Raw genomic sequence first — 24,874 nt, 5'->3', positions numbered from 1 at the left:
CATGATGCACGCAACCGGGCATCCGATGACAGGCGTTCGCCCATAAAAAAGGCCTCCCGAAGGAGGCCTCTCTTTTGTCACGCCGCGTGCCGCGGCGCTACCGGATCAGCAGCTGTAGTACAGCTCATATTCCAGTGGGTGTACGAAGGTACGAACCTTGATTTCTTCTTCGCTTTTCAGCGCGATGTAAGCGTCGATGAAGTCGTCGCTGAAAACGCCGCCTTTGGTCAGGAACGCACGACCTTTGTCCAGCTCTTCCAGGGCTTCTTTCAGGCTGCCGCAAACTTGTGGGATCTCTTTCGCCTCTTCAGGCGGCAGGTCGTACAGGTTTTTGTCAGCGGCGTCGCCAGGGTGGATCTTGTTCTGGATACCGTCCAGACCGGCCATCAGCAGTGCAGCGAAGGCCAGGTACGGGTTGGCAGCCGGATCCGGGAAGCGAGCTTCGATACGGCGGGCTTTCGGGCTCGACACGTAAGGAATGCGGATCGAAGCGGAGCGGTTACGGGCCGAGTAGGCCAGCATTACTGGCGCTTCGAAGCCTGGAACCAGACGCTTGTAGGAGTTGGTCGCCGGGTTGGTGAAGCCGTTCAGGGCCTTACCGTGCTTGATGATGCCGCCGATGAAGTACAGAGCGGTATCGGACAGGCCGGCATAGCCTTCACCTGCGAAGGTGTTCTTGCCATCTTTCCAGATGGACATGTGTACGTGCATACCCGAGCCGTTGTCGCCGTACAGAGGCTTAGGCATGAAGGTCGCGGTGCGGCCGTAGGCATCGGCAACGTTGTGCACGACATACTTCAGGGTTTGGGTTTCGTCGGCTTTCTTCACCAGGGTGTTGAACTTGACGCCGATTTCGTTCTGGCCGGCAGTTGCCACTTCGTGGTGGTGAACTTCGACGGTCAGGCCCATTTCTTCCAGTGCGTTGCACATGGAGGTACGGATTTCGTGGTCGTGGTCGAACGGTGGAACCGGGAAGTAGCCGCCTTTGACGCCTGGACGGTGGCCCTTGTTACCGCCTTCGATGTCCTGGTCGGACATCCACGAACCTTGTTCGGAGTAGATTTTGAACATGGAACCGGAAATGTCGGACTTGAACTTCACTTGGTCGAAGATGAAGAACTCTGGCTCCGGACCGGCGTATGCGGTATCGCCAACGCCGGTGGACTTCAGGTACTCCTCGGCACGCTTGGCGATCGCACGTGGGTCGCGGTCATAGCCTTGCATGCTCGAAGGTTCGATGATGTCGCAGACCAGGATCAGGGTTGGTTCTTCAGTGAACGGATCCAGTACGGCAGTGGAATCGTCCGGCATCAGGATCATGTCGGAGGCTTCGATACCTTTCCAGCCAGAGATGGAGGAGCCGTCGAACATTTTGCCGACTTCGAAGAAGTCTTCATCCAGCGCATCGCGAGCCGGCATGGTCACGTGGTGCTGAGTGCCTTTGGTGTCCGTGAAGCGCAGATCAATCCACTTGACGTCATGATCTTTGATGAGTTGAACCGACTTCGACATAGTGTCCTCCGGGTGGCTTCGGGCTAGTAATGGATGCCCTTAAATGTGGGTGATGCCGGCGCGAATACTCTGCCAAGGCAACCTGCCTCACAAGGGAGCAAATTGCATGCCAGTGCCCCACCATGGGTTTTTTGCCCCAATTTCACGCTTATAGAGGGGCAACGCACCGTAAAGCGCAAAATCACGCCCTGTAATGTAGCGTTGAATTCCATAAATGACCTGTTTTGGTGCGCACAAAACCTTCTGCACATTAACTGGTTAAACCTTGAGCAATTTCCGCTATAATCCGCGCCCCCCTTTTTCGGCTGGCCCTGCGCGCGCTGTTTTCATGAAACTAATCGTAAAAGTCTTCCCCGAGATCACCATCAAGAGCCGCCCGGTACGGATGCGTTTCATCCGCCAATTGGCCAAGAACATCCGCACCGTGCTCCGCGACCTGGATCCGGCCGTGGTGGTGAACGGTGTGTGGGACAATCTCGAGCTGGAAACCCGCGTCAGCGACCCCAAGGTCCTGAAAGAGATGGGCGAACGCCTGACCTGCACGCCGGGCATCGCGCACTTTCTGCAGATCGACGAGTACCCGCTGGGCGACTTCGACGACATCGTCGAGAAGTGCAAGCAGCACTACGGCGATGCGCTGGCCGGGAAGATTTTCTCGGTGCGCTGCAAGCGTGCCGGCAAGCACCCATTCAGTTCGATAGACATCGAGAAATATGTCGGCAGCCAGTTGCGCCGCCAGTGCGGTGCCGCCGGAATCGACCTGAAAAAACCCGAAATCGAAGTCCGTATCGAAGTTCGCGACCAACGGTTGTTCGTGATCCACAGCCAGCACAACGGCATCGGCGGTTATCCGCTCGGCGCCCTGGAGCAGACGCTTGTACTGATGTCCGGTGGCTTCGATTCCACCGTTGCGGCCTACCAGATCATGCGCCGCGGGCTGATGAGCCATTTCTGCTTCTTCAATCTGGGCGGGCGAGCCCATGAGCTGGGCGTGATGGAAGTCGCGCACTTCATCTGGAAGAAGTACGGCAGCTCCCAACGCGTGTTATTTGTCAGTGTGCCGTTCGAGGAAGTGCTGGGAGAAATTCTCGGGAAAGTCGATAACAGTCATATGGGTGTAGTTTTGAAGCGTATGATGTTGCGCGCTGCTTCCCGAATTGCCGATCGACTGCACATCGAAGCGCTGGTCACGGGTGAGGCGATCTCCCAGGTGTCGAGCCAGACGTTGCCGAACCTGTCCGTGATCGACTGCGTGACCGACAAGCTGGTCTTGCGTCCACTGATCGCCAGTCACAAGCAGGACATCATCGACACGGCCAACGAGATCGGCACCGCCGATTTCGCCCGGCACATGCCGGAGTACTGCGGGGTCATCTCGGTCAATCCGAAGACCGCGGCCAAGCGCTACCGCGTGGAGCACGAAGAGAAAGAATTCGACATGGCAGTCCTTGAGCGCGCGCTCGAGAACGCCAAACTGGTGCCGATCGATCGCGTGATCGACGAATTGGGCCAGGACTTGCAAATTGAAGAAGTCAGCGAAGCGCTGGCCGGCCAGATCATCATCGACATCCGTCACCCGGATGCCGCCGAGGACGACCCGCTGGAGCTTCCTGGTATCGAGGTACAGACGATGCCGTTTTATGCACTGAACGCTCGTTTCAAGGAACTGGACCCTACTCGCCAGTACCTGCTGTATTGCGACAAAGGCGTGATGAGTCGCCTGCATGCCCACCATTTGCTCAGTGAGGGGCATGCCAATGTGCGCGTTTATCGACCGAGCTAAGTGCCCGGGGCTGTTTGCCTGTGGCCTGCGTCACCGGCCCCCCGATGCCACCGTCAAGCTGTAACGGCTTTCACGGACGCTACTGTTAATCGCTGCCAAGACTTGTCAGCACACCGAATCCTCTGATCGAGATACACAAGTGATCGAAAATCTACGCAACATCGCCATCATTGCCCACGTTGACCACGGTAAAACCACCCTGGTAGACAAACTCCTGCGTCAATCCGGCACCCTGGAGCGCAACGAGCTCAACGACGAGCGCGTGATGGACTCCAACGACCAGGAGAAAGAGCGCGGTATTACCATTCTGGCGAAAAACACCGCCATCAACTGGAACGGCTACCACATCAACATCGTGGACACCCCGGGCCACGCCGACTTCGGCGGCGAAGTTGAACGCGTAATGTCGATGGTCGACTCCGTTCTGCTGCTGGTTGACGCTCAAGACGGCCCGATGCCGCAAACCCGTTTCGTGACCAAGAAGGCGTTCGAAGCCGGCCTGCGTCCAATCGTGTGCATCAACAAGGTTGACCGTCCAGGCGCGCGTCCGGACTGGGTTCTGGACCAGATCTTCGACCTGTTCGACAACCTGGGTGCCACCGAAGAACAGCTGGACTTCAAAGTCGTCTACGCCTCGGCCCTGAACGGTATTGCCGGTCTGGACCACAACGAAATGGCTGAAGACATGACCCCGCTGTACCAGTCGATCGTCGACAACGTACCGGCGCCGGCTGTTGACCGTGACGGTCCGTTCCAGATGCAGATCTCCGCACTGGACTACAACAGCTTCCTGGGTGTTATCGGCGTTGGCCGTATCGCTCGTGGTCGCGTCAAGCCGAACACCCCGGTTGTGGCGATCAGCGCCGACGGCAAGAAGCGCAACGGTCGTATCCTGAAGCTGATGGGTCACCACGGTCTGCACCGTATCGACGTTGAAGAAGCGGCTGCCGGCGACATCGTGTGCATCAGCGGTATGGACGAATTGTTCATCTCCGACACCCTGTGCCAGCTGGACACCCCGGAGGCGATGAAGCCTCTGACCGTTGACGAGCCGACCGTTTCCATGACCTTCCAGGTAAACGACTCGCCTTTCTGCGGTAAAGAAGGCAAGTTCGTGACTTCCCGTAACATCAAGGAACGTCTGGACAAAGAGCTGCTGTACAACGTTGCACTGCGCGTCGAAGAAGGCGACTCGGCTGACAAGTTCAAGGTGTCCGGCCGTGGTGAGCTGCACCTCTCGGTTCTGATCGAAACCATGCGTCGCGAAGGCTTCGAAATGGCTGTAGGCCGTCCGGAAGTGATCATCCGTCTGGTTGACGGCGTGAAGCACGAACCGTACGAAAACGTCACCATCGACCTGCCGGAAGAATCCCAGGGCAAGGTGATGGAAGAGATGGGCCTGCGTAAGGGCGACCTGACCAACATGGTGCCGGATGGCAAGGGCCGTGTACGTCTGGAATACAACATCCCTGCTCGTGGTCTGATCGGTTTCCGTAACCAGTTCCTGACCCTGACCAACGGTGCTGGCATCCTGACCTCGATCTTCGACCGTTACGACGTGATGAAGTCCGGCGACATGTCCGGCCGTCAGAACGGCGTTCTGGTTTCGGTTGAAACCGGCAAGGCGCTGACCTACTCCCTGGAAACCCTGCAGGCGCGTGGCAAGCTGTTCGTTGAACACGGTCAGGAAATCTACAACGGTCAGATCGTTGGTCTGAACAGCCGTGACAACGACCTGGGCGTTAACCCTACCAAGGGCAAGAAGCTCGACAACATGCGTGCTTCGGGCAAAGACGAAACCATCGCTCTGGTTCCACCTGTTCGCTTCACCCTGGAACAGGCTCTGGAATTCATCCAGGACGATGAGCTGTGCGAAGTGACGCCTAAGTCCATCCGTCTTCGCAAGAAGATCCTGGACGAAAGCGAGCGTACCCGCGCTGCCAAGAAAGCCAAGGCATAAGATTTAGCCCCGGCTGAACGAAAACGCCCCCGGTCGAAAGGCCGGGGGCGTTTTTGTTTGTCTGGCTGTAGCAGCTGCCGAGCCTGCGAGGCTGCGTTCGGCTGCGCAGCCGTCGTGAAATCAAACGCAGCCTCGCTGGGGCTCGACAGCTGCTACGGGGATCGAGGCGGCTTTAAAATTTTTCGAGGGTGCGGCTGGAGCTGCTGGTCTCGCGCACCACTTCTTTAGGCTTGTACGCGCAATACCCCGGCCGTGGTCCGATCTTGGGGTGGTTGCGGCAGGTGTCCGGGCGCTTATCATAAATAGTGCACAAACGGCTTTTACGATCCAGGTACAGGCAATCGTTGTTGCTCATGCGCTGGAGGGTGAAGATCTCGGACTTCTGGTTGTAGCGCTCGACAATCCCTTCCTTCTGCAAGCGCTTGGCGATGTTCTTGGGTGGATCGCCCAGTTCGAATTCGTCGACGATGCCGATACGGATCAGATCCTTGATCTTGACCTCGACCGGCAGCGTGCAGCAGCTGGACATGCACGAGCCGCACATTGGGGCAGAGTACTTGGCCCAGGTATCGAGGCGATCGATTTCCGCGGCGGCGATCAGGTTGGGCTTCATCATCGGTTGTTACCAGCGTGTGCATCAGGGCGCGCGATCATACCGGGACTGGTGGATTTTTGAACAACCTTTCGCCAGATTTTTTTGTTTGTCGCAAAATAGACACTGTGTCCGGCACGGCCCCTGCATTGTTTCAGGCACGCGATAACCTGATGCCGATCTATCTCGCACTAACAGGAAAAACTGCCGAACCAGAGTCTCCATGGTCTGTCAGACCGACTAGGCTCAGACAACTTCACGCTCGCTCGAGGTCCTATCGATGACTCAAGAACCACTTGTTCGCGAAGCAGAGGTGGCCGCATTCCGCGACGCCGTCTTGACCAAGCTCACCTACGCGGTGGGCAAAGACCCGGATCACGCCTTCGACCATGACTGGTTCGAAGCCATTGCCCTGGCGGCGCGCGATCACATGGTCGAGCACTGGATGGACCACACCCGGCAGATCTACCGCAAAGGCCAGAAACGGGTTTATTACCTCTCCCTTGAATTCCTCATCGGCCGCTTGCTCTACGACAGCCTGAGCAACCTTGGCCTGCTCGATGTCGCCCGTGAGGCCATGACCGAACTGGGCGTCGACATCGAACGGATCCGCCTGCTGGAACCCGATGCGGCACTGGGCAACGGTGGCCTCGGGCGTCTGGCGGCGTGCTTCATGGAAAGCATGTCGACCCTGGGCATCGCCGGCCATGGCTACGGCATTCGTTACGAACACGGCTTGTTCCGCCAGGCCATCGTCGACGGCTGGCAGCAGGAGCAGACCGAACACTGGCTGGATTTCGGCAACCCCTGGGAGTTTGAGCGGCCGGAGGTTGCCTACCCGATCGGCTTCGGCGGCAGTGTCGAAACCGTGACCGATGAAACCGGCAAGTCCAGGCAAGTCTGGTCCCCGGCGGAAACCGTGCGGGCCATTGCCTATGACACCCCGGTGGTCGGTTGGAAAGGCGCGAGTGTCAATACGCTGCGACTGTGGCGCGCCCGGGCGATGGAAGAGTTGCACCTGGAGCGCTTCAACGCTGGCGATCACCTGGGCGCGGTAGCAGAAGTGGCCTGGGCGGAAAGTATCTCCCGCGTGCTCTACCCGGCGGACAGCAACGAGGCCGGCCAGGAATTGCGTCTGCGTCAGGAATATTTCTTCGTCGCCGCGTCCTTGCAGGATTTGTTGCGCCGCCATCGCAACATGCACACCTCGGTGCTGACCCTGGGCGATCACGCCGCCATTCAACTCAACGACACTCACCCCTCGATCGCCGTGGCCGAACTGATGCGTCAGCTGGTCGACGTGTATGACGTGGCGTGGGATGCGGCGTGGCAGATCACGGTCGACACGCTGTCGTACACCAACCACACGTTGTTGCCGGAAGCGCTGGAAACCTGGCCGGTCGGTTTGATGGAGCGAATGCTGCCACGGCACATGCAGATCATTTATTTGATCAACGCCCAGCACATCGACTCGCTGCGAGCCAAGGGCATTCACGATTTCGACGTGCTGCGTGCGATTTCGTTGATCGAGGAAGACAACGGTCGCCGCGTGCGCATGGGTAACCTGGCGTTCCTGGGTTCCCACAGCGTCAACGGCGTATCCGGCCTGCACACGCAGCTGATGCGTAGCACGGTGTTCTCTGAACTGCACAAGCTTTACCCGGACCGGATCAACAACAAAACCAACGGCATTACCTTCCGCCGCTGGCTCTATCAGGCCAACCCCGAGCTGACCTCGATGCTGGTCGACGCCCTCGGTCCGAAGCTGCTGGACAACCCCGAGGAGGGTTTGCTGGCGCTGGAACCGTTTGCCGAGAAGACTGCATTTCGCAAGCAGTTCGCCGAACAGCGACTGCACAACAAGAAGGCCCTGGCGTACCTGATTCATGAGCGGCTGGGGGTTGCGATCAACCCGGCGGCGATGTTCGACGTGCAGGTCAAGCGCATCCACGAATACAAACGTCAGTTGCTCAACCTGCTGCACACCGTCGCGCTGTATCAGGCGATTCGCGCCGAGCCGGAAATCGACTGGGTGCCGCGGGTGAAAATCTTCGCCGGCAAGGCGGCGGCCAGTTATCACCAGGCCAAGCTGATCATCAAGCTGACCAACGACATCGCCCGGGTGGTCAACAACGACCCGACCGTGCGCGGTTTGCTCAAAGTGGTGTTCCTGCCCAACTACAATGTGAGCCTGGCCGAAAGCATCATTCCGGCGGCGGATTTGTCGGAGCAGATTTCCACCGCCGGCTTCGAAGCCTCGGGCACCAGCAACATGAAGTTCGGCCTCAACGGCGCGTTGACCATCGGCACCCTGGACGGGGCCAACGTGGAGATGTGCGAGCGTATCGGCGCCGAGCACATGTTCATCTTCGGCCTCAGCGCCGAGCAAGTGGAAGCGCGCAAGCTCAATCATGAATTCAACGCGACGCCGGACATTGCCGCCTCCCATCGCCTGAACGACGTGCTGCAAGCGATTCGCAGCGGGGTGTTCTCGCCGGACGATCCGTCCCGTTACACCTCGTTGATCGATTCGCTGGTGGACTACGACCGTTTCCTGGTCTGCGCCGATTTTGACTCCTACTGGAACGCCCAGATGCGGGTCGAGGCTCACTGGCACGATTCGAAAGAATGGTGGCGCTCGGCGGTATTGAGCAGCGCGCGGATGGGCTGGTTCTCGTCCGACCGGACCATTCGCGAGTACGCCACGGATATTTGGAAGGCTTTTGAGTAACTTTTAGCAATAATTGCGAGTCAGGCCCGACGGTTGTTGGGCCGGACCGATATACTAAGCGCCAGTTCCACCGGATGTTTCAGTGACCGCGATGACGTCATTGCAAACGCCACAAGGCAATGGGCTGCTTAGGGATATCGACCATGCAATGGATGTTCATGCTGATTGGGCTGCTGTTGGGCTGGATACTTGACGAGTCGTTCAGCGACGCGCTGTTGGGCGCTTTGCTCGGGCTGGGTATCGGTCAGGCCATTCGCATGGGCCGCTTGAGCGCTCAATCGACGGAGCAGCGGCGCTTGCTCGATCAGGCCCAGGTTGCGCTGCATGCGGTCGAGCAGCGTCTGGCATTGCTGGAGGTGTCGGGCGTCAAGGCGCCGGAACCAGACGAACCGGTTGCCGGCGAGCCCGCTGAATCGCCAGAAATCACTCTTGAGCAAGCCCCCGTCGCAACCCCGGAATTGGTCTGGGAGCTGCCGCCCGAACTCGAACCCATCACTGCGGCCGCTGCCGAAGCCAGTGGTCCGCAGCCTGCTGATGCCTGGAAACCCGAGCCGGTCGCCCGCGAACCACAGCAACCGGCTGAGCCGCGCGGCCCGAACTTCATCGAACGCGCCATCAGCGGTGCGCGCAATTGGTTGTTCGGCGGCAATACCGTGCTGCGGGTCGGCGTGGTGCTGTTGTTCCTCGGCCTGGCCTTCCTGTTGCGCTATGCCACCGAAGGCATGGTGGTGCCCGTCGAGTTGCGTTATGCCGGTGTCGCGGCGGCGGCCTTGGGCCTGCTCGCTCTGGGCTGGTGGCTGAGGCTGCGCAACAGCAACTACGCGCTGATGCTGCAAGGCACCGGGATCGCAGTGTTGTACCTCACGGTATTTGCCGCGATGCGTTTGCATCCGTTGCTTGATCCCAAGGCGGCATTGGGCCTGTTGGTGGTGGTGACCGTGTTCTCGGCGATTCTGGCCATTACCCAAAACGCGTTAGGCCTGGCCGCCGCTGCCGCGCTGGGCGGTTTCGCCGCGCCGATCCTGACCTCCACCGGTTCCGGCAATCATGTCGCGCTGTTCAGCTATTTCACCCTGCTCAACGCCGGCATTCTCGCCATCGCGTGGTTCAAGGCCTGGCGGTTACTCAACCTGATCGGTTTTGTCGGCACCTTCGGCATCGGGTTGGCCTGGGGCCTGCGTTCCTATAAACCGGAACTGCTGTGGAGCACCGAGCCGTTCCTGATTCTGTTTTTCCTGATGTACCTGGTCATCGGTTTGTTGTTCACCCGGCGCAAGTTGCTGGAAATGAGTGACGCGCCCGAGGATGACAGCCGTGAAGCGCTGCTGCACTGGTCGGCGCGCAAGGGTGATTACGTCGACGGCACCATGCTGTTCGCGCCACCGCTGGTGGGCTTCGGTCTGCAGTTCGCGCTGGTGGAGCATCTGGAGTTTGCCGCGGCCTTCAGCGCCTTGGCACTGGGCATGATTTACATGGGCCTGGCCCGGATGCTGATGGGCGGACGGGCATTGCTGCTGGCGGAAACCTGTCTGGCGCTGGGGGTGATCTTCGCCAGCCTGGCGATCCCTCTGGGGCTCGACGCGCGTTGGACTTCGGCAGCCTGGGCGGTGGAGGGTGCAGGGATTTTCTGGCTCGGCCTGCGTCAACAGCGACCGTTGGCGCGAGCCTTTGCCTTGCTGCTGCAACTGGGCTCGGCAGTGGCTTTCCTCAGCGAACTGCGCAGCGGCGAGAGCAGCCTGCTCGATGGCGCACCGCTGGGGGCGTTGATGCTCGGCGTGGCGTTGCTGTTCAGCTTCTACCAATTGCGCAAAGCATTGCCCGAACAGGCATCTCCGTGGGAACGCCAAGGGTTGCCGGTGTTGGCCTGCCTGGGCCTGACGTTCCTCTATCTGTTGGCGCCGCTGTTTTTCTTCACTCACGGCACAGCGATCAGTTGGGCGCTGGCCGGGTTGGCGACACTGTTCGTCGGCCTGCGCCTGCAATCGCGGGCGTTCCTGTTCAGCGCGTTTGCCGTGCAACTGCTCGGCGGTGCGCTGTTCCTGTTGCGGTTGCAAGGGGCGAGCGGCGAATCGGCTGCGGTATTCAGCGCTGGCTGGAGCGGTTTACTCAGCGCGTCCCTGATCGGGTTGGCATTGATTGCGGGCATGTTGCTGGCGGCCCGCGACGACATGGTGCGCAATGACGTGCGCTTGCTGCGCGGCTTGTCGGTGGTGTTACTGGCCGGTCTGGTGCTGATCAACCTTGCGGTGCTGTTCGTGTTGCCGTGGCAAACCGCGAGTGCGGTGTGGGCGGCCAGTGGTTTGTTCATCATCTGGCTGAGCCTGTACCTGAAGCAGCGCGTGAGTTTTGTCTTTGGTCTGCTGTTGCAGGTGATTGGTGGCGTGGCGTTCCTGTTCGCCGGGCCGGACTTGCTCGGGCCGCTGCTCAGCGAAGGGTTGCGACCGCTGGCTCATAGCGGGTTCTGGACACCGTTGGTGTTGGGGCTGGCGGCATTCGTCGGCGCCTGGCGTTTGCAGCTCGGCAACCATGCTTCGGCCTTTGACGTTTTGAGCCTGCAGCGTTTGTCCGAAGTGTTGCTGGTGTGGGGCGCGGGTTGGTGGGCACTGGCGTGGATCAGCGAAGTGCTGCGCTTTGCGCCTGTGAACCTGCAAGCGACGTTGTTGCTGGCGGTCGCGGCAGTGAGTGTGGCGCTGTGGGCGGTACTGGCGCTGCGGTTGACATGGTCGTCGCTGGGCTTGCTTTGCACCTTGCTGATTCCCGCCGCCGGTCTGGTGTTGCTCGCAGCCTGGTATTCGCGTTATCACCCGGCCGCCAACTTCGGCTGGCTGGTTTGGGCTGCCGTGTTCGTGGTGCATTTCATCTCGCTGCGACGCTTGGCACCGATGCTGCCTGCAAGAGCCCTGAGCACCGCCCATGTGCTCGGTTGCTGGCTGTTGATCGGCGTGTTGGCCCTGGAGCTGCGTTATGGCTTGCTGCTGTTGTCCGAGCAGTACAACGCCTGGCGCTGGTTGGGTTGGGCGATTCTGCCAAGCCTGTATCTGGTGCTGATGGCCGCACCGCGCGCGTGGCCGTGGCCGGTGTCGGCATATTCGCGCGAGTACCGGGTCTATGCCGCCGCGCCGTTGGCGTTGTTGATGCTCGGCTGGTTTTGGCTGGCGAACATCGCCAGTGACGGCACCGCCGAGCCGTTGCCGTATGTACCGCTGATCAACCCGCTGGAGCTGGGCCTGTTGTTCGCCCTGTTCGGCGTTTACGTCTGGTCCCGCAACGCAGTCGCGCCACTGGAGATCCGTAAGGATTACGCCGATAACGCCACGCAGGTGATTGCCGGTGTTTCACTGTTCGCCTTCTTCACCGCGCTGGTGATGCGTGCGGCTCATCACTGGGGCGGCGTGCCGTTCGCGCTGGATCTGCTGCTCGAGTCGATGCTGGTGCAGGCCGGCCTGTCCATTGTCTGGACCTTGATGGCCTTGAGCCTGATGATCGGTGGGCATCTGCGTCACCGCCGCGAAGTCTGGCTGATCGGCGCGGCGCTGATCGCGCTGGTGGTCGCCAAATTGTTCTTCGTTGAATTGAGTAACCGCGGCGGGCTGGCGCGGATCGTGTCGTTTATCGGTGTTGGCGTGTTGCTGTTGGTGGTGGGCTATTTCGCCCCATTGCCACCCAAGCGTGCCGAGACTGTGTCGGGTGCTGAAAAACCGGCCCCTGAAACCGAAGGAGTGTCGTCTTGAGTCAGAAGCTGAGCCTGGGCTGGTGCGGTGCTGTTGTGCTGGGTGTGACGCTGTCGGTCGGCGCGCAGGAAAAACCTTCGGATTTCGCCACGCAGGTGCCGTTGTCCGTGAGTGGCCAGGGCCCGTGGTATCGCCTGGAATTGCCCTTGGGCGTGCAACTGAACGCGCGGCAAACCGATCTCAGCGATCTACGCGTGTTCAATGCAGCCGGTGAGCCTCAAGCCTACGCCTTGGCCCGGGAACCGGCGCAGACCCACGAAAACCGCCTGCTGACCGACGTAAAGTGGTTCCCGTTGTACAACTCGGCGGACGACACTGAACGCGCGCCGAGTGTGCGCGTGCAATCGAACACCAACGGCACGTTGATCGAAGTGCAGCCATCCAGCCAGTTGGAGGCGGGCGAAGAAGAGCTGCGCGGCTGGTTGCTCGATGCCAGCGGCATCAAGGCGCCGTTGCAGCAACTGATCCTCGACTGGACCAGCGAACGCGACGGTTTCCAGCGTTTCAGCATCGAAGCCAGCAACGATTTGCAGCATTGGCAGTCGTGGGGCGAAGGGCAGGTGGCGCGGCTGACGTTTGCCGACGAGAGAGTCGAGCAACATGAAGTCGGCCTGCCGGGGCAATCGGCGCGCTATCTGCGCTTGCTGTGGAACTCGCCTCAGTCGGCGCCAGTGCTGACGTCGGCGCAGCTGGAAAGCACCAACCCTCGCACCCTGCCGCTGCCGTTGGTCTGGTCGCAACCATTGGCCGGCAGCAGCGTGAAGGCCGGTGAGTACATCTGGCAATTGCCGATGGGGCTGAATGTCCAGCGTTTGCAGATCGAGCTGAGCCAGCCCAACAGCCTGGCACCGGTGACGTTGTCGGGTCGCCGGGAGACCAGCCTGCCGTGGCAACCGCTGACCAGCGGTTTGCTTTATCGCCTGACCCAGAATGGCCAGGACGTGGTACAGAACGAATTGCAGCTGCCGGGCCAGACTGTGCAGCAATTGAGGCTGACAGTGGATGAGCGCGGCGGCGGCCTGGGCGCCGAAGCACCGACCGTGCGGTATGCCGTGCGCTCCACGCAGCTGGTGTTCCTGGCGCGCGGAGCCGGGCCGTATACGCTGGCGTTGGGAAGTGCGACAGTGAAGGCGGCGAGCTTGCCGTTGTCGACGCTGATTCCCGATTACAGCGCGGCGAAGCTGGCGGCGTTGGGCAAGGCGACGGTGGATGGCGAGGCAGTCATGACCCCGGCAGCGGCGACCGTGCCAACGGTGGCGGACACGAACTGGAAGAAATTCGGGTTGTGGGCGGTGTTGTTGCTCAGTGTGCTGGCTCTGGGGGCGATGGCGTTCAGTTTGCTGCGCAAGCCTGCTGTTAAACCCTGAGAAGGCATCCTTCCAGGCACCAAAAATATTGAAACGGCCGCCAATCGCGGCCCCATTTCCAACTACGCTCAACCCCGCGCATGAACTCTATTGGGTGTATCACGTCTGATAGGAGGAAATGCGCCCCGACTCGCGTTAAACTGCGCGGGTTTTTAGCCCCCCCATTCCTCCGGAGCCGTCCATGTCCCGCGTTACCTTGAGTCGCTATTTGATTGAGCAGACCCGCAGCAACAACACTCCTGCCGATCTGCGCTTCCTGATCGAAGTGGTGGCGCGTGCTTGCAAGGAAATCAGCCACGCCGTCTCCAAAGGCGCCCTGGGTGGCGTCCTGGGCAGCATGGGCACCGAAAACGTCCAGGGCGAAGTGCAGAAGAAACTCGACGTGCTGTCCAACGAAATCCTGCTTGAAGCCAACGAGTGGGGTGGTCACCTGGCCGGCATGGCGTCCGAAGAAATGGACAATGCCTACCAGATCCCTGGCAAATACCCGAAAGGCGCCTACCTGCTGGTATTCGACCCACTGGATGGTTCGTCGAACATCGACGTCAACGTATCGGTCGGCACCATCTTCTCGGTACTGCGCTGCCCGAACGAGCACCTGAGCCAGAACGAAACCCTGAGCGAAAAAGCCTTCCTGCAGCCAGGCACCAAACAGGTTGCCGCCGGTTACGCGATCTACGGTCCACAGACCATGCTGATCCTGACCCTGGGCGACGGCGTGAAAGGTTTCACCCTGGACCGCGAGATGGGCAGCTTCGTCCTGACCCACGAAAACATCACCATTCCTGAAACCACCCAGGAATTCGCCATCAACATGTCCAACCAGCGTCACTGGGAAGCCCCGGTACAGCGCTACGTTGGCGAGCTGCTGGCCGGCGAAACCGGTCCGCTGAAAAAGAACTACAACATGCGCTGGATCGCTTCGATGGTGGCGGACGTACACCGCATCCTGACCCGTGGCGGCCTGTTCATGTACCCACGCGACAGCCGCGAGCCGTCCAAGCCGGGCAAGCTGCGCCTGATGTACGAAGCCAACCCGATGTCGTTCCTGGTCGAACAGGCCGGCGGCGCGTCCACCGACGGTCACCAGCGCATCCTCGACATCCAGCCAGAAGGCCTGCACCAGCGCGTAGCGGTGTTCCTCGGCTCGAAAGAAGAAGTCGAACGCGCCACGGCGTACCACAAGGAGTAACCCATGACCGCGCCCTGGCAGCCGTTGCTTGAGTGGTGGTTCGGTTCAGCCGATGCACCCAACGAAGTGGCGGCTGACAAGGGCAAGTTATGGTTCGGTAAGCGCGACAGTCAGGATCTCGAAGCGCGCGAGCGCTTCGGGAACTTGGTCGAGCAGGCACTGACCGGCGGATTGACTGAATGGGCGCAACGCCCCGAAGGTTGGCTGGGCCTGGTGCTACTGCTCGATCAACTGCCGCGAATGATCTTTCGCGACACCCCCAAATCCTTTTCAGGCGATCTCAGCGCCCAGGCACTGGTAGCGCAAGGCATTGCCGCGGATTTCGATCGGCAACTGCGACCGATCCAGCGGGTATTTATCTATCTGGTGTTCGAACACTGCGAAAACCTGGCGGTGCAGAACGAAGCGGTTTCGCGGTTTCTCGATCTGGTTGAACAGCAACCCGAGGCGGATCGGGCGGTGTTTGCCAGCAACCTGGATTACGCCGAACGGCATCAGAAGATCATTGCGCGGTTTGGACGGTTTCCCCATCGCAATGCGGTGTTGGGGCGTGAGTCTACGGCTGAGGAAATTGAGTTTCTTTCAGGGCCTGGATCCCGCTTCTAACTGATCGTTTCCACTCGCAGCAAAGGAATGCAGCCCGGGACGCTCCGCGTCCCTTCCAGAGTCGAACGCGGAGCATCCGTTGAGGCATTCCCACGCAGAGCGTGGGAACGATCAGCGCGAGGCCGCTGAAAACGACTCAGATCCTGAAACTACCCACCAACTGCTTCAACCGCGCCGCCTGCTGTTCAAGATCGGCACACGCCCGCAAGGTCGACTGCAGGTTTTCCACACCTTCCTGGTTCAGCGTGTTGATCTCGGTGATGTCGACGTTGATCGACTCGACCACCGCGGTCTGCTCTTCGGTCGCGGCGGCCACGGACTGGTTCATCCCGTCGATTTCACCGATGCGCTGCGTCACGCTACCCAGGCGTTCTCCAGCCTGGTTGGCGATGCCGACGCTGCTTTCGCTCTGGCGCTGGCTGTCGGTCATGGTGCTGACCGCTTCCCGGGCACCGACTTGCAGTTCTTCGATCATCTTCTGCACTTGCTGCGCCGAATCCTGGGTACGGTGGGCGAGGTTGCGTACCTCATCTGCAACCACGGCAAAACCGCGGCCGGCTTCACCGGCACGGGCCGCTTCGATGGCTGCGTTGAGGGCCAGCAGGTTGGTTTGCTGCGAGATGCTGGTGATCACTTCCAGAATCTGTCCGATGTTCACCGTGTTGCTGTTCAGGGTTTCGATGTTGCCGCACGAATCGCTGATTTTTGCCGAAAGCTGGTGCATCGCGGCGATGGTTTTATCCACAACTTGCTGGCCGTCTTCGGCCAGGCTGCGCGCGTCGCTCGAATGCTGCGAGGCGAGGGCGGCGTTCTGAGCGATTTCCTGGGCGGCGGCACCGAGCTGGTTGATCGCTGCCGCGACGCTGCTGGTGCGCGAGGCCTGTTGATCGGAGTTGAACATCGACGAGTTCGAGGCCGCCACCACGCGCAGGGCGACTTCGTTGACCTGGCCGGTGGCCGAAGACACTTCACGGATCGAGGTGTGAATCCGCTCGACGAACCGGTTGAACGAGGTGCCCAGCGCACCGAATTCGTCCTGGCCGTGGATAGTCAGGCGTCGGGTCAGGTCACCTTCGCCCTCGGCGATGTCATGCATGGCGCGGCCCATGGTCAGCAGTGGTTGCATCAGCACGCGGATCAACATGCCCAGCAGCGCGATGATGATCACCACGGCGATAACCATGGCGATGATCGCCGAGGTGCGGAACTCGCTGAGCATCGCAAACGCAGTTTCCTGATCCAGCACCAGCGCCACATGCCAGTCCGCCGACGGCACACCGTTAACGTGGGTGAAGGAGATGAACCGGGTTTTGCCGTCCAGTTCGACTTCCTTCAGGCCCGGGCTGACATTAGGCGCACCGTTGGGGTAGGCCTCGGCCAGCGTCTTGAGCACCAGTTTGCTGTCCGGGTGGATCAGGATCTTGCCGTCGGCGCTGACAATGAACGCATGGCCATGACCGCCGAAGTTCAGAGAGTTGATGATTGCGCTGACGCTGGACAGGTCAATATCCGCGCCGGCGACGCCAATCATTTGATTCTGATGTTTCACCGGCGTGGCCACGGTGATCACCAGTTTGCCCGACGATGCCGCGATGTAGGGTTCGGTGACGATGGTCTGTTGCGCGTTGTTGGCCGCCTTGTACCAGCCACGGGCGCGGGGGTCATAGTCTGCGGCGCGGTTACCGGCCGGCACCGAGAACATCACACCCTCGGTGCCGCCGAAGTAGCTCAGCTGGAAGTTGCTGGTATAGGCCGGCAGGTCGATGGCGCGTTTGAGATTGGCCGGGGCGCTGCCGTCCACGGCGATCTGCTGGGACAGCGATTGCAGCAATTGGATGCGGCTTTCCAGCCAGGTCTGGATGTTGCTGGTGGTCAGGCTGCCGAGTTCCTGCATCGAGGATTCGGTGCTGTTGCGCAGGGTCTGCCGCTGGCGGTAATCGTTGAACAGGATGAAACAGGCGAATGCAACGGCCACTACGAGAGCGGCTGCCAACAAGATCTTGTGGCTGAACTTCATGTTTCTGGTCATTAAATGATCTACCGCGCAGTGGCTGGTCAACAAAGGGGCGTCAATTTGCCACAGTCGGAGGCTTGGCGCTGCTTTGTATGTCGACTGACCAACGCCAAAGATTAGGCGGGTTTTGACGAAAACCGACGAAATACTCAGTGGCGCGAGAAAGTGGCTGATTTATCGGCTAAAGGCTGACAGACGGCCGAACAAATAGCCGAGTGCTCAGGGAACCAGACAGGGCTTTTCTCTTCTAAGCTTCAGCTTGGCAGCCATGCCATTCCTTTCGCCCCAGGAGTTACACCATGTCGCTGCGTTCTATCGCCTTGCTTTCGTTCTGCGTGCTGTTGGCCGCGTGCGGCAAGATCAATCAGGAAAATTACTCGAAGCTGTCGACTGGCATGCCCAAGGCCGAGGTTGAAACCTTGCTGGGCAAACCAACTGACTGCGCGGGCGCGCTCGGTATGTCCAGTTGCACTTGGGGCGACAAAAACAGCTTTATCAGCGTGCAGTATGCCGGTGACAAAGTGCTGATGTTTTCGGGTCAAGGCCTGAAGTAAACCGGGGCTATGCGCCCACGGGAGAAAAAAATAATGAAGCGGTTACTGATTGTTCTTTTTGCCGGCCTGGTATTGGCCGGCTGTGCCTCTTCTGGCGTAGACCCGTTGGCGCCCAAGACCGTCAACAGTGTCAACCTCAAGCGCTACCAGGGAACCTGGTACGAATTGGCGCGTCTGCCGGTGTATTTCCAGCGCAACTGTGCGCAATCCGAAGCCCATTACAGCCTCAAACCTGACGGTGAGATGGCGGTGCTGAACCGCTGCCTGACCTCGGAGTGGCAATGGGAAGAGGCCAAGGGCACGGCTTATCCACAGGTACCCGGCAAGGCAGACAAACTGTGGGTCGAATTCGATACCTGGTTCTCGCGACTGATACCCGGTGTGTCAAAGGGAGAATACTGGGTGTTGTACGTCAGCGATGATTACAAGACCGCGATTGTCGGCGATCCGAGTCGCCATCATCTCTGGCTGCTGTCACGGACCCCGACGGTCAATGGCGTGGTGCGTGAAGAACTGCTGAGCAGGGCGCGTCAGCAGGGGTACGACACGACACGGCTGATCTGGCGCACGTCGGATAGCAAGATGGCCAAGACCTCGAATTAACCGCGCATGCCCCCTGTAGGAGCTGGCTTGCCAGCGAAGACGGCCTATCAGTCAACATCTATGTTGAATTTGACGGCCTCTTCGCTGGCAAGCCAGCTCCTACAAGTTTTGTATCAGCCGAGCAATTCGCGTAGAACTTGGGTAAACGCCCGATTGCTCTCTTCTTCCCCGGCATGCCGCCCATCGCGCACGACCCACTGGCCATTGACCAGTACATCCCGCACCTGGCGATCGCCACCGGCAAATAACCAACGATTGAGAATCCCGTCGCCACTGGCCGTCGCCAGGTATGGATCGTTGCCATCAAGCACCAACCAATCCGCGCGCTTGCCGACTTCCAGGGCACCGATCGGCTGTCCCAACGCTTGGGCACCGCCATCCAGCGCCGCGTCGTACAGCGTGCGGCCGACCATCGGCTGATTCGCGCCATACAAACGATTACGCCGCTGATCGCGCAGACGCTGGCCGTATTCCAGCCAGCGCAATTCTTCCACCACGCTCAACGACACATGGCTGTCGGAGCCGATGCCCATGCGCCCGCCCTGAGCGAGGAAATCCACCGCCGGGAAAATCCCGTCGCCAAGGTTGGCTTCAGTGGTCAGACACAGGCCAGCGATGGCGCGGCTCTTGGCCATGAGCGTGACTTCTTCCGGGTTGGCGTGGGTGGCGTGGACCAGGCACCAGCGTTGATCGACTTCAGTGTTTTCGTACAGCCACTGCAGCGGGCGGCGACCGCTCCAGCTCAGGCAGTCGTCGACTTCCTTCTGCTGCTCGGCGATATGTATGTGCACCGGGCACTGCTTGTCGCTGGCCGCCAGCACTTCGCTGATCTGCTGCGGTGTGACCGCGCGCAACGAGTGGAAACACAGGCCGAGCGACTGCGCCGGTTGCTGCGCCAGGATCGGCTGCAAGCGCGACTGAAGTTTCAGGTAGTTTTCGGTGCTGTTGATGAAACGGCGCTGGCCTTCGTTCGGGGCCAGGCCGCCGAAACCTGCGTGGCTGTAGAGCACCGGCAGCAGGGTCAAGCCGATACCGGCGGAGCTGGCCGCCTGGCTGATGCGCAGCGCCAGTTCAGCCGGGTCCGCATACGGCTGGCCATTATTGTCGTGATGGACGTAATGGAATTCCGCGACCGATGTGTAACCGGCCTTGAGCATTTCGATGTACAGCTGACGGGCGATGACGCCGAGTTGATCCGGGCTGATTTTTCCGACGAGCCGATACATCAGATCGCGCCAGGTCCAGAAACTGTCATTCGGATTACCCGCCACTTCCGCAAGTCCCGCCATGGCCCGCTGGAAGGCGTGGGAGTGTAAATTCGGCATCCCCGGCAGCAGCGGACCGCTCAACCGTTCGGCGCCATCTGCGTGGGAATCGGCCTGGATATGGGTCAGCACGCCATCGGCGTTGACTTCAAGACGTACATTGTTGGCCCATCCACTAGGCAGCAGCGCGCGTTCGGCAAAGAAGGCGGACATGGTTCAGCACCCCATCGTGTGTTATTTGTATATACATATACAGACGTTTGCCTGCTCGGTAAACTCCGGCAAGCTAGCAACTTCTAACCGATGAACAAGGATTAACCGTGCCGACTCCGCCTGCAGTCTCCCCGTTGGCCGCGAACATGGGCGACAGTCCGGCGCCCTTGTACGCCCGCGTAAAACAAATGATCACCCAGCAAATCGACAGTGGAAACTGGCCGCCGCACTACCGCGTTCCGTCGGAAAGCGAGCTGGTCAGCCAGTTGGGTTTCAGCCGCATGACCATCAACCGCGCCCTGCGCGAGATGACTGCCGACGGCCTGTTGGTGCGTATGCAAGGCGTCGGAACGTTCGTCGCCGAGCCAAAAAGCCAGTCTGCGCTGTTTGAAGTGCACAATATCGCCGACGAAATCGCCTCCCGTGGCCATCGCCACACGTGCAAGGTGATCACCCTCGAAGAAGAGGCCGCCGGTTCCGAGCGGGCCCTGGCCTTGGACATGCGTGAAGGCCAGAAGGTGTTCCACTCGCTGATCGTGCATTTCGAAAACGATATTCCGGTGCAAATCGAAGACCGTTTCGTCAACGCGCTGGTGGCGCCGGACTACCTCAAGCAAGACTTCACCCTGCAAACGCCTTACGCCTATCTGAATCAGGTCGCGCCGTTGACCGAAGGCGAGCATGTGGTTGAAGCGATTCTCGCCGAGCCGTCCGAATGCAAGTTGCTGCAGATTGAAAAGGGCGAGCCATGCCTGCTGATTCGTCGCCGCACCTGGTCCGGTCGTCAGCCGGTGACCGCCGCCCGTTTGATCCACCCCGGTTCCCGTCATCGTCTGGAAGGACGGTTCCATAAATAAAAAGAGCCATAAATGAGTCAATTGAAGGTTTTACGCGCCGAAGATTATCTCCGCATGCCGTGGAAGAATGGCGGCGGCAGCACTGAAGAAATCACCCGCGATACCGGTGCAGGCCTCGATGGTTTTGGCTGGCGCCTGTCGATTGCCGACATCGGCGAGTCGGGTGGGTTTTCCACCTTTGCCGGTTATGAGCGGGTGATCACCGTACTGCAGGGCGAGGGCATGACCTTGCGCGTCGATGGTCAGGACACGCGGGCGTTGTTACCGCTGGACCCGTTTGCTTTCAGTGGCGAGAGTCACGTGTCCTGCACATTGCTCGGTGGACCGATTCGCGATTTCAACCTGATTTATGCACCGCAGCGTTACGGCGCGCGGTTGCAGTGGCTGGAGGGTGAGCAGCGGTTTTTTAGTGAATCCGGGACTCTGCTGGTGTTCAGTGTCAGTGAAGCGCTGGAAGTGAAGGTCGGTAACAGCGCATCGCAACTCGGCCGCCATGATTGCCTGCAACTGGACGGTAACGTCGGTCTGCTGGACGTCGCCATCAATGGCTCGTGCTGTGTCATTGAGCTGACTGCACGCTGATTCAATATCGAGTCACCCCTATCGCGGGCAAGCCTCGCTCCCACAAGGTCGATGACAATCTTGTGGGAGCGACGCTTGCCCGCGATGCTTTTCGCCCTCGCAATTGCGTTTCCCATCGCGCACCAATTTGTTACCGAACGCCCCAGCGTGGCGCAAAACCACGCTCAAGTAACAACCGCCACGTCCCCGAATAAATCCCCGCGAAAAATTTCATTTACGTCAGAACCCTTGATCCAGGCGCTTTCCAGCCCTGGAAAAATTTTCTTGGATGCTCATTCAACAAGTTGGCCGCTTGATTGCATATGCTTGTATGTACAAGTAAAGACGTATGTGTATGAGTCACGAAGACTCAACCATCGTCCACTGATTCGCCGGTGTGCACTGATGCCCATTGGCTTGCTCGCCCACTGCCTGGGCTGGTTTGGATTGATTGCTGAGGAGTTCTTTTCGTGACTGAGAATAAACCTACGACCGCTTCTTTTACTAAGCACCGTGACGTTGAAATCCGCGCAGCCCGTGGTAACAAGCTGACCGCCAAGAGCTGGCTGACTGAAGCACCGCTGCGCATGCTGATGAACAACCTCGACCCGGAAGTCGCCGAGAACCCTAAAGAACTGGTGGTTTACGGTGGTATCGGTCGTGCGGCACGTAACTGGGAATGCTACGACAAGATCGTCGAGAGCCTGACCAACCTGAACGACGACGAGACCCTGCTGGTGCAATCCGGCAAGCCGGTCGGCGTATTCAAGACCCACAGCAACGCCCCGCGCGTGCTGATCGCCAACTCCAACCTGGTGCCGCACTGGGCGAGCTGGGAACACTTCAACGAACTCGACGCCAAAGGCCTGGCCATGTACGGCCAAATGACCGCCGGCAGCTGGATCTACATTGGCAGCCAGGGCATCGTCCAGGGCACCTACGAAACCTTCGTCGAAGCCGGTCGCCAGCATTACAACGATGACCTGAAAGGCAAGTGGGTCCTGACCGCGGGCCTGGGCGGCATGGGGGGCGCTCAGCCTCTGGCCGCAACCCTGGCCGGCGCTTGCTCGCTGAACATCGAATGCCAGCAGATCAGCATCGATTTCCGCCTGAAGACCCGCTACGTCGACGAGCAAGCCACCGACCTCGACGACGCTCTGGCGCGTATCGCCAAGTACACCGCCGAAGGCAAGGCTGTCTCCATCGCCCTGTGCGGCAACGCGGCTGAAATCCTGCCGGAACTGGTTCGTCGCGGCGTACGCCCTGACATGGTCACCGACCAGACCAGCGCCCACGACCCGCTCAACGGTTACCTGCCGGCCGGCTGGACCTGGGACGAATACCGCGCTCGCGCCAAAACCGAACCTGCTGCCGTGGTCAAAGCCGCCAAGCAATCGATGGCCGTGCACGTTAAAGCGATGTTGGACTTCCAGAAAATGGGCGTGCCGACCTTCGACTACGGCAACAACATCCGTCAGATGGCGCAAGAAGAAGGCGTGGAAAACGCATTCGATTTCCCAGGTTTCGTACCAGCTTACATCCGTCCGCTGTTCTGCCGTGGCATCGGCCCGTTCCGTTGGGCTGCGCTGTCGGGCGATCCGCAGGACATCTACAAGACCGACGCTAAAGTTAAAGAACTGATCCCGGACGACGCCCACCTGCACAACTGGCTGGACATGGCCCGCGAGCGCATCAGCTTCCAGGGTCTGCCGGCACGTATCTGCTGGGTTGGCCTGGGCCTGCGCGCCAAGCTCGGCCTGGCGTTCAACGAAATGGTACGCAGCGGCGAGCTGTCGGCGCCAATCGTGATCGGTCGCGACCACCTGGACTCCGGTTCCGTGGCCAGCCCGAACCGCGAAACCGAATCGATGCAGGACGGTTCCGACGCCGTGTCCGACTGGCCACTGCTCAACGCTCTGCTGAACACCGCGAGCGGTGCGACCTGGGTTTCCCTGCACCACGGCGGCGGCGTCGGCATGGGCTTCTCCCAGCACTCGGGCATGGTGATTGTCTGCGACGGTACTGACGAAGCGGCCGAGCGTATCGCTCGCGTGCTGCACAACGACCCGGCCACCGGTGTCATGCGTCACGCCGATGCCGGTTACCAGATCGCGATCGACTGCGCCAAGGAGCAGGGCCTGAACCTGCCGATGATCACCGGCAAATAAGAGAAAAGACCACTGCAGGAGCTGCCGCGGCGGCTCCTGCAGAGATCACGATGTCGCAGACCTAACAACAAGCGGGGCTGGTCGCGCGGTTGCGCAGGCCTGATTGGATGTGGACAGGGCTGGATGCCTCTTGACTGCCGTAAGCCAACTCATGATTAGGAGCGTCACACAATGAAATCGAACAAGACCCTGCTGACCACTTTGCTTTCCATGGGCCTGCTGGCCAGTGCTGGTGTCACCCAGGCAGCCGGCTGGTGCGAATCGGGTAAACCGGTGAAGTTCGCCGGCCTGAACTGGGAAAGCGCCATGCTCCTGACCGACGTGCTGCAAGTCGTGCTGGAGAAAGGTTACGACTGCAAGACCGACAGCCTGCCGGGCAACTCCATCACCATGGAAAACGCCCTGAGCAGCAACGACATCCAAGTGTTCGCCGAAGAGTGGGTCGGCCGCAGCGAAGTCTGGAACAAGGCCGAGAAGGCCGGCAAAGTCGTCGGTGTCGGCGCGCCGGTGGTGGGTGCCGTCGAAGGCTGGTACGTGCCGCGTTACGTGATCGAAGGCGACGCCAAGCGCAAACTGGAAGCCAAGGCGCCGGACCTGAAAAACATTGCCGACCTGGGCAAATATTCCGCGGTATTCAAGGACGCCGAAGAGCCATCCAAAGGCCGTTTCTACAACTGCCCGGCCGGCTGGACCTGCGAGCTGGATAACAGCGAAATGCTGAAAAGCTACGGCCTGGAAAACAGCTACACCAACTTCCGTCCAGGCACCGGCCCGGCGCTGGATGCGGCGGTGCTGTCGAGCTACAAGCGTGGCGAGCCGATCCTGTTCTACTACTGGTCGCCAACCCCGCTGATGGGTCAGATCGATGCGGTCAAACTGGAAGAAAAACCGGGCGTGGACAAGCGCGTGACCATCAAGGTCGGCCTCTCCAAGACTTTCCACGAGCAAGCCCCGGAACTGGTGGCCGTGCTGGAAAAGGTCAACCTGCCGATCGACCTGCTGAATCAGAACCTGGGGCGCATGGCCAAAGAGCGGATCGAATCGCCAAAACTGGCCAAGATCTTCTTGAAGGAACATCCTGAAGTCTGGCACGCGTGGGTGAGCGAAGACGCAGCCAAGAAAATCGACGCGGCCTTGTAGGTTGAGCCTCTGCGACTGTCGGCAA

General features: G+C 60.0%; 17 protein-coding genes and 1 pseudogene. 13 read left to right on the top strand and 5 right to left on the bottom strand.

From position 1 onward, the window contains the following. Positions 1-105 precede the first annotated feature (105 nt). Positions 106-1,512: a glutamate--ammonia ligase gene (gene glnA / locus HCU66_RS02100; RefSeq protein ID WP_205886839.1), complete on the bottom strand. Its 1,407-nt coding sequence runs from the start codon at positions 1,510-1,512 to the stop codon at positions 106-108. Positions 1,513-1,840: 328 nt separating this feature from the next. Here glnA and thiI point away from each other — a divergent pair, with 328 nt between their 5' ends. Both thiI and typA read left to right on the top strand, forming a co-directional pair. Then, positions 1,841-3,295 (top strand): tRNA uracil 4-sulfurtransferase ThiI, encoded by a 1,455-nt coding sequence (thiI, locus tag HCU66_RS02095; RefSeq protein WP_026286654.1) that lies wholly within the window; start codon positions 1,841-1,843, stop codon positions 3,293-3,295. Between the two features lie 139 nt (positions 3,296-3,434). Beyond that, positions 3,435-5,255, top strand: a complete 1,821-nt coding sequence (gene typA / locus HCU66_RS02090) for a translational GTPase TypA (RefSeq protein ID WP_047536358.1) — start codon at positions 3,435-3,437, stop codon at positions 5,253-5,255. 172 nt (positions 5,256-5,427) lie between these two features. Here typA and HCU66_RS02085 read toward each other — a convergent pair whose 3' ends face one another. Beyond that, positions 5,428-5,868: a YkgJ family cysteine cluster protein gene (locus tag HCU66_RS02085; protein WP_026286653.1), complete on the bottom strand. Its 441-nt coding sequence runs from the start codon at positions 5,866-5,868 to the stop codon at positions 5,428-5,430. Positions 5,869-6,127: 259 nt separating this feature from the next. On the opposite strand from HCU66_RS02085, the gene HCU66_RS02080 reads away from it, so the two are divergent. The 5 genes from HCU66_RS02080 (at position 6,128) to HCU66_RS02060 (ending at position 15,474) form a co-directional block, all read left to right on the top strand. Next, entirely contained in the window at positions 6,128-8,578 is a 2,451-nt protein-coding gene (locus HCU66_RS02080; RefSeq protein ID WP_205886838.1) for a glycogen/starch/alpha-glucan phosphorylase, read from the top strand. A 143-nt stretch (positions 8,579-8,721) separates the two neighbouring features. Beyond that, positions 8,722-12,309, top strand: a complete 3,588-nt coding sequence (locus tag HCU66_RS02075) for a DUF2339 domain-containing protein (protein ID WP_205886836.1) — start codon at positions 8,722-8,724, stop codon at positions 12,307-12,309. Then, entirely contained in the window at positions 12,306-13,676 is a 1,371-nt protein-coding gene (locus tag HCU66_RS02070; protein ID WP_205886834.1) for a DUF3999 domain-containing protein, read from the top strand. Before HCU66_RS02075 ends, HCU66_RS02070 begins: the two co-directional genes overlap by 4 nt. Positions 13,677-13,857: 181 nt before the next feature. Beyond that, a complete protein-coding gene (locus tag HCU66_RS02065) occupies positions 13,858-14,868 on the top strand; it encodes a class 1 fructose-bisphosphatase (RefSeq protein ID WP_205886832.1) in 1,011 nt (336 codons plus the stop codon). A gap of 3 nt (positions 14,869-14,871) precedes the next feature. After that, positions 14,872-15,474, top strand: coding sequence for a DUF924 family protein (locus HCU66_RS02060; protein ID WP_205886830.1), 603 nt, complete (start codon positions 14,872-14,874; stop codon positions 15,472-15,474). Between the two features lie 136 nt (positions 15,475-15,610). On the opposite strand, the gene HCU66_RS27460 is transcribed toward HCU66_RS02060, so the two are convergent. Beyond that, complete coding sequence (locus tag HCU66_RS27460) at positions 15,611-16,375, bottom strand: methyl-accepting chemotaxis protein (RefSeq protein ID WP_420908039.1); 765 nt, start codon at positions 16,373-16,375, stop codon at positions 15,611-15,613. Between the two features lie 93 nt (positions 16,376-16,468). Next, positions 16,469-17,491, bottom strand: a pseudogene (locus HCU66_RS27455) (HAMP domain-containing protein); the annotation flags it as partial. 296 nt (positions 17,492-17,787) lie between these two features. Here HCU66_RS27455 and HCU66_RS02050 point away from each other — a divergent pair. Together HCU66_RS02050 and HCU66_RS02045 are read left to right on the top strand one after the other, a co-directional pair. Further along, entirely contained in the window at positions 17,788-18,042 is a 255-nt protein-coding gene (locus HCU66_RS02050; RefSeq protein WP_205886827.1) for a hypothetical protein, read from the top strand. A gap of 33 nt (positions 18,043-18,075) precedes the next feature. Beyond that, entirely contained in the window at positions 18,076-18,645 is a 570-nt protein-coding gene (locus HCU66_RS02045; RefSeq protein ID WP_205886825.1) for a lipocalin family protein, read from the top strand. Positions 18,646-18,758: 113 nt separating this feature from the next. On the opposite strand, the gene HCU66_RS02040 is transcribed toward HCU66_RS02045, so the two are convergent. Next, entirely contained in the window at positions 18,759-20,123 is a 1,365-nt protein-coding gene (locus HCU66_RS02040; RefSeq protein ID WP_205886823.1) for a formimidoylglutamate deiminase, read from the bottom strand. 146 nt (positions 20,124-20,269) lie between these two features. Here HCU66_RS02040 and hutC point away from each other — a divergent pair, with 146 nt between their 5' ends. The 4 genes from hutC (at position 20,270) to HCU66_RS02020 (ending at position 24,849) form a co-directional block, all read left to right on the top strand. Then, on the top strand, positions 20,270-20,980 hold the full coding sequence (gene hutC / locus HCU66_RS02035) for a histidine utilization repressor (protein ID WP_162135916.1): 711 nt from the start codon (positions 20,270-20,272) through the stop codon (positions 20,978-20,980). Positions 20,981-20,992: 12 nt separating this feature from the next. Further along, a complete protein-coding gene (locus HCU66_RS02030; RefSeq protein WP_205886821.1) occupies positions 20,993-21,562 on the top strand; it encodes a HutD/Ves family protein in 570 nt (189 codons plus the stop codon). 449 nt (positions 21,563-22,011) lie between these two features. Beyond that, on the top strand, positions 22,012-23,709 hold the full coding sequence (hutU, locus tag HCU66_RS02025; RefSeq protein WP_205886819.1) for a urocanate hydratase: 1,698 nt from the start codon (positions 22,012-22,014) through the stop codon (positions 23,707-23,709). A 171-nt stretch (positions 23,710-23,880) separates the two neighbouring features. After that, the gene (locus HCU66_RS02020; protein ID WP_205886817.1) at positions 23,881-24,849 is read left to right on the top strand and encodes an ABC transporter substrate-binding protein; all 969 of its coding nucleotides are present in this window, start codon (positions 23,881-23,883) and stop codon (positions 24,847-24,849) included. Positions 24,850-24,874: the final 25 nt, after the last annotated feature.

Origin of the sequence: Pseudomonas frederiksbergensis, from assembly GCF_017114915.1 — a bacterium.
In the GTDB taxonomy this organism is placed as follows: Bacteria; Pseudomonadota; Gammaproteobacteria; order Pseudomonadales; family Pseudomonadaceae; genus Aquipseudomonas; species Aquipseudomonas frederiksbergensis_I.
The sequence above is the reverse complement of the archived record's forward strand: the minus strand, read 5'-3'. Positions and strand labels throughout refer to the sequence as shown.